Origin of the sequence: Streptomyces jumonjinensis (assembly GCF_009600885.1) — a bacterium.
Taxonomy (GTDB): Bacteria; Actinomycetota; Actinomycetes; order Streptomycetales; family Streptomycetaceae; genus Streptomyces; species Streptomyces jumonjinensis.
On the sequence record NZ_VCLA01000194.1, the window covers coordinates 167,982 to 176,919 of the forward strand.

General features: G+C 69.7%; 7 protein-coding genes. 6 read left to right on the forward strand and 1 reads right to left on the reverse strand.

The window, feature by feature from the left end:
* Positions 1-77: 77 nt before the first annotated feature.
* Positions 78-974 (reverse strand): SAM-dependent methyltransferase, encoded by an 897-nt coding sequence (locus FF041_RS33310; RefSeq protein ID WP_228388801.1) that lies wholly within the window; start codon positions 972-974, stop codon positions 78-80.
* A gap of 401 nt (positions 975-1,375) precedes the next feature.
* On the opposite strand from FF041_RS33310, the gene FF041_RS33315 reads away from it, so the two are divergent.
* From FF041_RS33315 to FF041_RS33340, 6 genes are all read left to right on the forward strand, one after another.
* Positions 1,376-1,684 carry a hypothetical protein gene (locus FF041_RS33315; protein WP_153482055.1) on the forward strand — a complete coding sequence of 103 codons (309 nt, stop codon included), beginning with the start codon at positions 1,376-1,378 and terminating at the stop codon, positions 1,682-1,684.
* A 248-nt stretch (positions 1,685-1,932) separates the two neighbouring features.
* Entirely contained in the window at positions 1,933-2,787 is an 855-nt protein-coding gene (locus FF041_RS33320) for a hypothetical protein (RefSeq protein WP_153526183.1), read from the forward strand.
* Positions 2,777-4,138 carry a hypothetical protein gene (locus FF041_RS33325; protein ID WP_153526184.1) on the forward strand — a complete coding sequence of 454 codons (1,362 nt, stop codon included), beginning with the start codon at positions 2,777-2,779 and terminating at the stop codon, positions 4,136-4,138. Before FF041_RS33320 ends, FF041_RS33325 begins: the two co-directional genes overlap by 11 nt.
* A complete protein-coding gene (locus FF041_RS33330) occupies positions 4,135-5,688 on the forward strand; it encodes an SCO6880 family protein (RefSeq protein ID WP_153482059.1) in 1,554 nt (517 codons plus the stop codon). Before FF041_RS33325 ends, FF041_RS33330 begins: the two co-directional genes overlap by 4 nt.
* A gap of 14 nt (positions 5,689-5,702) precedes the next feature.
* The gene (locus FF041_RS33335; RefSeq protein WP_153526185.1) at positions 5,703-7,100 is read left to right on the forward strand and encodes an ATP-binding protein; all 1,398 of its coding nucleotides are present in this window, start codon (positions 5,703-5,705) and stop codon (positions 7,098-7,100) included.
* Between the two features lies 1 nt (position 7,101).
* Positions 7,102-8,670, forward strand: coding sequence for a P-loop NTPase family protein (locus FF041_RS33340; protein ID WP_153526186.1), 1,569 nt, complete (start codon positions 7,102-7,104; stop codon positions 8,668-8,670).
* Positions 8,671-8,938: the final 268 nt, after the last annotated feature.

Sequence of the window (8,938 nt, forward strand, 5' to 3'; positions counted from 1 at the left end):
CATCGGGTGTCCGGCCGGGCGGGCCCCGCGGCCGTACGGCGTTCCGGCCCGGGGCGTCCGGCCGGACTCCCGCGGCCCTACGGCTTCCTGGCCACGCCCCCGAACATCGCCACCTCGTCGGGCTCGGCCGCTCCCCGCTCCCGTACGTCCTCCGGCCCCGATCCCGATCCGGATCCGGACGGCGACCCCGATCCGGACGGCGACCCCGACCCGGACGCCGACTCCGGCCGCCAGCGGGAGCAGGACACCACCCCCGGTTCGAGCAGCTCCAGCCCGTCGAAGTACCGCTCGACCTGCGCGGGTGTGCGCTGGGTGAGCCGGGGCGTGCCGTGCTCGTTCCAGAACGCGACCGCCGCGTCCACCTCCGGCATCGACGGGCTGGTGATCGTATGGGAGAGGACCAGATGGCTGCCGGAGGGGAGCGCGGCCATGAAGCGGCGTACGACGTCGTACGACTCCTGGTGATCCTCGACGAAGATCACCACGCCCAGCATCATCAGCGCGACGGGCTCGGAGAAGTCGAGCGTCCCCGCCGCCCGCTCCAGGATCGCGTCCACATCGCGCAGGTCGGCGTCGAGATAGTCGGTCCGGCCCTCGAAGGTGCTGGTGAGCATGGCCCGCGCATGGGTGAGGACCAGCGGGTCGTTGTCCACGTACACGACCCGGGCGTCGGGCGCGGTCCGCTGGGCGACCTCGTGGGTGTTGTCGGCGCTGGGCAGCCCGGTGCCGATGTCGAGGAACTGCCGGACGCCGGCGCGGCCGACCAGATGGTGCACGGCCCGCCCGAGGAAGAGCCGGTCAGCGAGGGCGTAATCCCCTATGCCGGGATGGATCGCCCGTATCTGGTCACCGGCTTCACGGTCGACGGGGTAGTTGTCCTTCCCGCCGAGCCAGTAGTTCCAGATACGGGCGGTGTGCGGGCGCGTGGTGTCGATCCGCTCGCGTATGTCCTCGTTTCCAGTCACGCCGGACAACGTATCCAAGGAGCCGCCCGGGGGAAGGCGTTGCGCGGAACAGACCCCGCCGGCCGTCCGGAAACCCACGGCGGCGGGACCCCGCGCGCCCCGACCGGAGGAGGACGCCAAAGCGGACATCACCCGTCCGAAACGTGAGTAGCGCCCCAAAGGTGGAACAACGACAGTCATTGCCCGGAGTCACGCTCCGTGATACACAGAGTGACGAAAGTGAACCCCTCTCAGTGATCTGGCCCTGTTCTCCGCAGGCCGGAGCAGCGGGATCGGTCATACGTGCGGAGATCGGGTAAAGAGACCCGCCAAGTCGGCATACGCGGGCGGTTTCATCAGCGAAGATAGAGCGATGACCCGTGCCGAGGGGCACGGGCGGCGAACAACCCGACAGGGGCGGTGAGTTACACATGATCCTGGCAGCCGAAAAGGGCGACATCACCACCATCATTGGCGGAATCGCTCCAAACTGGGGGCCTTTCGGAGGCCTGGGGAACGAGGCCCGGGTGATGATCGAGGTGGTGATGGCGGTGGCCATCCTGCTCTGCCTCGGCATCGCGATCTGGGGCGCGGCCAAACAGCGCATCGGCGCGACGGCGCTGCGCGACACCTTCAGCGCGGAGCAGGGCAAGGGCCTGATCGTCGCCGGACTGACCGGCGTCTTCATCATCGGCTCACTGGGGACCGTATTCACGATCGTGTACGGGATGGCCGTCTGACCCGACCTCGCGCCTCCCCGCTCTCCCCGGCCCCATCCCCTCCCCCCACCGCGTGCCCGGCCCACCCTCAGAGGTTGCGTCTCCCTGATGTCGAGTCACCACACCGCGCCCGCGCGGAACGCAGCACGACTACCGTCGTCGTATGACTCCCTGTCATGCGACACGGAGCCGGCGCAGCCATACGACACGGATCCGCATCTGGTTGAGGGAGGACGTCTCCCCCAGCGGAGCGAGGGGAAACAAGCGAAATGAGCCTCGGCGACGACCACGGCTACCGCGGCGACACGGGCGGCCGCGGGGACGACGACTTCGGCGGCACAGGCCAGACCCGCACTCGCCTCCCCGGCACCGCGGACACCGACGCCTACGGCGCCCCCCGCCGCCGGCCCCGGGGCTCCCGCTCACTGATCGCGGTGGTGGGGGTCATCGTCCTCCTGATCGCGGCGATCGCCTTCGCGAACCGAGGCGGCGACGACAGCGACTCCCCCGCCGGCGCCAAGCCGGGCGGCGCGGACCCGACGGCGGCCACGGGGGTAAAGCCGGTGAAGGGGAAATCGGGCGGAATCCCCACCGGATACGCCCGGGACGAGCAGGGGGCGCAGAGCGCGGCGGCGAACTACGCGGTGGCGCTGGGGTCCGACGGGATGTACGACAAGAGTCTGCGTGACCCGATCGTGAACACGGTCTACGCCCCCAGCGTGGCCGATGCCCGCCGTGACGACCTGGACCAGGTGTACTCCGACGAGAAATTCCTCACCGGCATCGGACTGCAGCCCGATGGGACAGCCCCGAGCGGCATGCTCTTCGTCTCACGCTTCAACCCTTTGGGGACCAAAGTCGAGAGTTTCAGCCGCGAGACCGCGCGCGTCTCCGTCTGGTACTCAGCTCTGTTCGGGATGGCGGGCGAGAGCTCCAAGACCCCGGTCAGCCAGAGCTGGTACACGAACACGTTCCAGCTGACGTGGACAGACGGTGACTGGAAGGTCATCGACTACACGCAGAAGGACGGTCCCGTGCCGGTCGGCCGCGATCAGAGAGCTTCCGACGCCGAGGAGATGGCCGATGCCGTCGAGCAGTTCGGAGGGTTCACTTATGCCCGGTAGTCGTCGCCGTGCCGTGTCGCTGTCCGCTGTACTCGCCGGCCTCCAGGCATCAGCAGTGGTCCTGGCCGCCAAGGCGGCAGCGGCTCCGACTCCCACCCCGAATCCCACTCAGTCCGGTTCCCCGTCTCCGTCTCCGAGCCAGAGCGACGGATCGTGCGATCTGATTCGTGGCCCAGCCCAGGACTTCTGCAACGACGGCGAGCCGGGTGGCACCAGCCGCTCCACCCTCGACCCCACCAGCGCCGCCGACCCCCTCGCCGCCCTCGGCCGCGCCTGCGCCGACGCCGCGTCCTGGACCGTCGACACCCTCTCCAAGGCGGTCAACTCCACCGCCTCCGTCGACTTCACCAACACCACCTTCCTCTCCCAGTACGCCATCGTCTTCGCCGCCACCACCGTCCTCACCCTGCTTCTCTGGCTCCTCGCCATCGCCAAGCGGGCCATCCGGGGCGTCCCCCTCACCACCGCCCTCTCCGAGGCCATCGGCTTCCTCTGGCTGACCGTCCTCGCCTCCGCCTTCACCCCGCTGATCCTCTACACGCTCGTCTCCGCCACCGACAGCGTCACCGAGGTCATCATCGGCGGGAACACCGACACCACCGACAAGTTCTTCGGGACCTTCTCCGCCGCCCTGAAACAAGGCAATGACATCGGCGGCGGACCGATCATGCAGATCGTCGTCTCGCTCGTCACCATCGTCGCGGCGGGCGTCCTCTACCTCGAACTGTTCATCCGCGCGATCGTCCTCTACGTCGGTGCGCTCCTCGGCGTCGTCGTCTACTCCGGACTCGTCGACAAAAACATGTGGGGCAACATCCGCCGCTGGGCCGGCATCATGATCGCGATCATCCTGGTCAAACCGGTCATCGCCATCGTGCTCGGCCTCGCCGGCGCCCTCACCAACGCCGAGGACCCCGACGGCATCTCCGCGATCGTCTCCGGACTCGCGATCATCATCCTCGCGATCATCGCCTCCGGGATGATCTACCGCTTCGTCCCGGGCTTCGGCGACGAGATCGTCGCCTCCCGCAACAACCGCGTCCAGGGCGGAGTCGAGAACCGCGCCGCCGCCGTCATCAGCTCCCCCGCCGCCCTGGTCTCCCAGGGCATCAAGACCCACAGCGCCCGGGGCAACACCGGCGGCGGAGGCGACAGCGGCTCCGGCGGAGGCGCCGCCCGCCCCGCCAATCCCATCGGCGGCGGCGTCGCCGCCCACAGCAGCCGCCCCACCGGAACCGCCGCCGCACCGGCCGCCCCCTCGGGAGCCGCCGCCCCGCCGCCGCGTAGCGGCAACCCCGCCACCAACACCCCGCACAGCAACCGCAAGAGCACAGGAGGTGGAGGGCGTTGACCACCCACTCCCATCCCATCGCGCCCCGCCGTACCTATCTGATCGGCCGGGCCCGGCCGAACGCGATCGTCGGCAAGAACCGCGAGACCGGCGAGATCGCCCTGATCGTCGCCGGCGGGTTCCTCGGCATGATGAGCGGACTGCTGGTCCCCGTGCTCACCCTGCGGATCGTGCTGCTGATGGGCTTTCCGCTGCTCGCGCTCGCCGCCGTGTACGTGCCGTACAAGCACCGCACCTTCTACAAGTGGTTCGAGATCAACCGCAGCTTCAAGCGGACCGTGCGCCGCGGCACCGCCTACCGCTCCACCGCCGTCGAAGCCGGCACCCGGCTCGACGGCCGCGAGGTGGAGGTCGGCCCGCCCCCGGGCATCGGCCGGATCAACTGGCTCGCCGCCCCCTTCGGCCCCGACGAGATCGCCGTACTCCTCCACGCCGACCGCCGTACCGTCACCGCCGCCATCGAGATCGAGGGCCCCGGCGTCGGACTGCGCGACAGCGAGGACCAGGAAGCCCTCGTCGACCGCTTCGGCACCCTGCTCAAGCACGTCGCCAACGGCGACGGCTTCGTCACCCGCATCCAGATGCTCGCCCGCACCCTCCCCGCCGACCCCGACGCCCACGCCAAGGACGTCGCCCAGCGCGGAGACGCCCAGGCCCCCCCCTGGCTGCGCGACTCCTACGACCAGCTCCAGTCGATGGTCTCCACCTCCAGCGAGCAGCACCGCGCCTATCTCGTCGCCTGTATGCACTACACCCGCGAGCTCGCCGCCGAGGCCCACGCCATGGCCCGCGCCACCCGCGCGGCCACCAAGTCCCGCAAGCTCGACAAGGACGCGGGCCTGGCCGTCGTCATGGCCCGTGAGCTGACCGACATCTGCGCCCGGCTCGCCGAGGCCGACATCCGGGTCCGTCAGCCGCTCGGCCAGGGCCGGCTCGCCTCGCTGGTGCACTCCATGTACGACCCCGACCACCCCATCGACCACATCCAGGCGATGACCAAGCGGAACGCCTGGCCCGCCGAGCTCGACGCCATGGAGCCCACCTACCTCCAGGCCAAGACCCGTGAGTCCTCCACCCGCGCGCCCTGGTGCCATGCCACCGCCTGGGTGAAGGAGTGGCCGATGACCCCGGTCGGCGTCAACTTCCTCGCCCCGCTCCTCGTCCACACCCCCGATGTGATCCGTACGGTCGCGGTCACCATGGACCTCGAACCCACCGAGGTCGCCATCGAACGCATGCTCACCGAGAAGACCAACGACGAAGCCGACGCCAGCCGCGCCGCCAAGATGAACCGTACGGTCGACCCCCGCGACATCGCCGCGCACGGACGGCTCGACCAGCGGGGTGAAGATCTCGCCAGTGGTGCGGCAGGCGTCAACCTCGTCGGGTACATCACTGTGTCGTCCCGCTCGCCCGAGGCGCTGGCCAGGGACAAGCGGACGATCAGGGCCTCGGCCGGTAAGTCGTATCTGAAGCTGGAGTGGTGCGACCGCGAGCACCACCGGGCCTTTGTGAACACCTTGCCGTTCGCGACCGGCATCCGCCGTTAGGGGCCTTGATCCTGATGCGAGATCCGCTGTCCGCCCTCACCGAGGCCTTCACCTCCTTCGTCCTCGGGAAGGTGGAGACGACCCGGCTGCCCGTGCGCACCTCCACCGGGCAGGCGCAGGCCGTCTATCTGCCGACCGCGGCGCCGGGCCTCGGCGACTCAGGCGTGATCATCGGCCGTGAGGTCTACAGCGGAAAGGGCTATATCTACGACCCGTTCCAGCTGTACGGCCAACAGCTGCCCGCACCCCACTGGCTGGTCCTCGGCGAGTCCGGCAACGGCAAATCGGCGCTGGAGAAGACCTACGTCCTGCGCCAGCTCCGCTTCCGCGACCGCCAGGTCGTCGTCCTCGACGCCCAGGGCGAGGACGGGGTGGGCGAGTGGAATCTCATCGCACAGGAGCTGGGGATAACCCCCATCCGGCTCGACCCCATGACCGCCCTCGACGGCGGCATCCGGCTCAATCCGCTCGACCCCGCGATCACCTCCACGGGCCAGCTCGCCCTGCTCCGTACGATCATCGAAGTCGCGATGGGCCATGGCCTGGACGAACGTTCCGGCTTCGCCCTCAAGGTCGCCCACGCCTACGTCAACGAGACCATCACCAACCGCCAGCCGGTGCTGACCGATATCGTCGAACAGCTGCGCCACCCGGAGGCGGAGTCGGCGGAGGCGATGAACGTCGACATAGACGATGTACGGGCCTGGGGCCTGGATGTCGCGCTGGTGCTGGACCGGCTGGTCGACGGCGACCTGCGCGGCATGTTCGACGGCCCGACGACCGTGGGCATCGATCTGGACGCCCCGCTGATCGTCTTCGACCTCTCCCATATCGACCGCAACTCCATCGCCATGCCGATCCTGATGGCGATCGTCGGGGTATGGCTGGAACACACCTGGATCCGCCCGGACCGGAAGAAGCGCATCTTCCTCGTCGAAGAGGCATGGCACATCATCAACTCGCCCTTCGTCGCCCAGCTCTTCCAACGGCTGCTGAAGTTCGGCCGCCGGCTCGGCCTCTCCTTCGTCGCCGTCGTCCACCATCTCTCCGATGTCGTGGACGGCGCGGCGGCGCGGGAAGCCGCGGCGATCCTGAAGATGGCGTCCACCCGTACGGTCTACGCCCAGAAAGCCGACGAGGCCAGGGCGACCGGCCGGGTGCTGGGGCTGCCCCGCTGGGCCGTCGAGATCATTCCGACGCTCACCCCGGGTATCGCGGTCTGGGACGTCAACGGCAATGTGCAGGTCGTCAAACATCTGATCACCGAGGCGGAACGGCCGCTGGTCTTCACCGACCGGGCCATGACGGAAGCCTCGGCACCCACGCTGTCCGAGGACTTGGCCGCCGCGGAGTGGGAGACCGAACAGCGCGCGGCCCGATTCAACGGGTCGTCCGAGTCGACGGTGGCATGAGATGCGCGAACCGGAACAGCGCCGCCCGGGTCAGGGGGGCGCCGGAGGCGTCCCGGACGGCCTGCTGCTGGGCCTGCTCGCGCTGGGGGCCTCCGCACTGGTACTGATCTGGACCGGGACGGGCCTGGCGGGCCTCCTGGCCCACGGCTCCTGGCCCACGGCCGTCACCTTCGAGAACGCGCCACTGGCCGTACGCTCCCTGATCTCGGCACCCCAGGATCTGCCCGCCGCCTGGCCCGCCACTCCCGCGGGGGAGCTGCCGCGGTACGGGCTGTTCTGGGGCCTGGTGATCGGCCAGCTGATGGTCCTCGCGGTGCTGACGGTCTGGGCCCTGGGGACCCTGGCCCGCTGGAAGGCGGTACGGGAGGCACGCCGGGCCGAGGTCCGTGCGGCCCGCGCCGGAGCTGGGGCAGGGGCCAGGGCCGGGGAAGCGGCTGTCTCCCCTGCGCCGGAGGCCGCCGCACCACCGTCTCTGACGAAGACCGTGTCCGCTCCGGCGCCGGATCCGACGCCGGGGCCCGTCCCGGTGACAGATCCTGTCCCTTCGTCGGCTCAGGCCCAGGCTCCGGCCCCTGCACTGGTACCGGACCCCGTCCGCGATACGGCTGTCTCACCCCTCCCGGTCGGCAGAGCGGTACCGGGCCCCCGGGCCCCCCGGCTTCTCTATGGAGACCAGGCCACCCGCCGTCCCACCGCCCTTCAGGCCGTCCTGGACGCCGAAGGCCCCGTGCTCGTGGTGACCTCCGACCCCGGCCTGTGGTCGGAGACCAAGGACACCCGGGCGAAGCTCGGCCCCGTACTCGTCTACGACCCGGGCCACCTCTGCGACACCCCGGCACGCCTCCACTGGTCCCCCACGGCCGGCTGCGAGAACGCGGAGACGGCCGCCGCCCGCGCCACCGCTCTCCTCGCTCCGGTCCGGCCGCGCGCTCTTCTCGACGCGGCGATGGCCGACACCGCCGAGACGCTGCTGCGCTGCTGGCTGCATGCCGCCGCCGTGGACGGCCGGGGCGTCAAGCAGGTCCACCGCTGGGCCCAGGGCGGCGGCGCCCAGGAGGCCGTACGCGTCCTGCGTACGCACCCCAAGGCCGCGGGAGGGCTCGCGGGACTGCTGGAGTCGGCGCTCACCGCCCATCCCGAACGACGCGAGGTCGCCCAGCAGTTGGCGGGCCGAGCGCTTTCCGCTCTCTCATCGGTCCATATCCGTCAGTCATGCACTCCGAACAGGACCGATTCCCTCACTTTGGAATCATTTGCGGCCGAGGGGGGAACGCTCTATCTGGTGGGCGAGCCCATCGAGGACCCTCGGTCCCACCCCGGAGCGATGCCTCTGCTCACAGCACTGGCAGCAGACGTGGTCGAGCACGGCCGCCGCATGGCCGCACGGTCATCCGCCGGCCGGCTCGACCCACCACTGACGCTCGTCCTGGACGATGTCGCCGCGGTGGCCCCGCTTCCCCGCCTTCCGGAGCTGCTGTCGAGCGGCCAGGACCAGGGGCTGCTTCCGCTGGTCCTGCTCCGCTCGGCCGAACAGGCCCGAGCCCGTTGGCCCGAGCCCCTCAGCCACTGAAGTCCTCTCGTGAGCTGCTGAAGTCCTCTCCTGGTAAGTCCTTCCCGTCGTCCCAGTGAGTCTTCTACGTGAGCCTTCTACCGGCCCCAGGACGCAGAAAAGCCCCGGGCCTCCCCCCACAGAAACGGGGGGTGAACCGGGGCTGAACACACAACACAAACACTTCACAACACAACAGAAACAGAAAGGGCCCCGTACCATTACGGTACAGGGCCCTTCCATCAAAATTTGTTCGGCGGCGTCCTACTCTCCCACAGGGTCCCCCCTG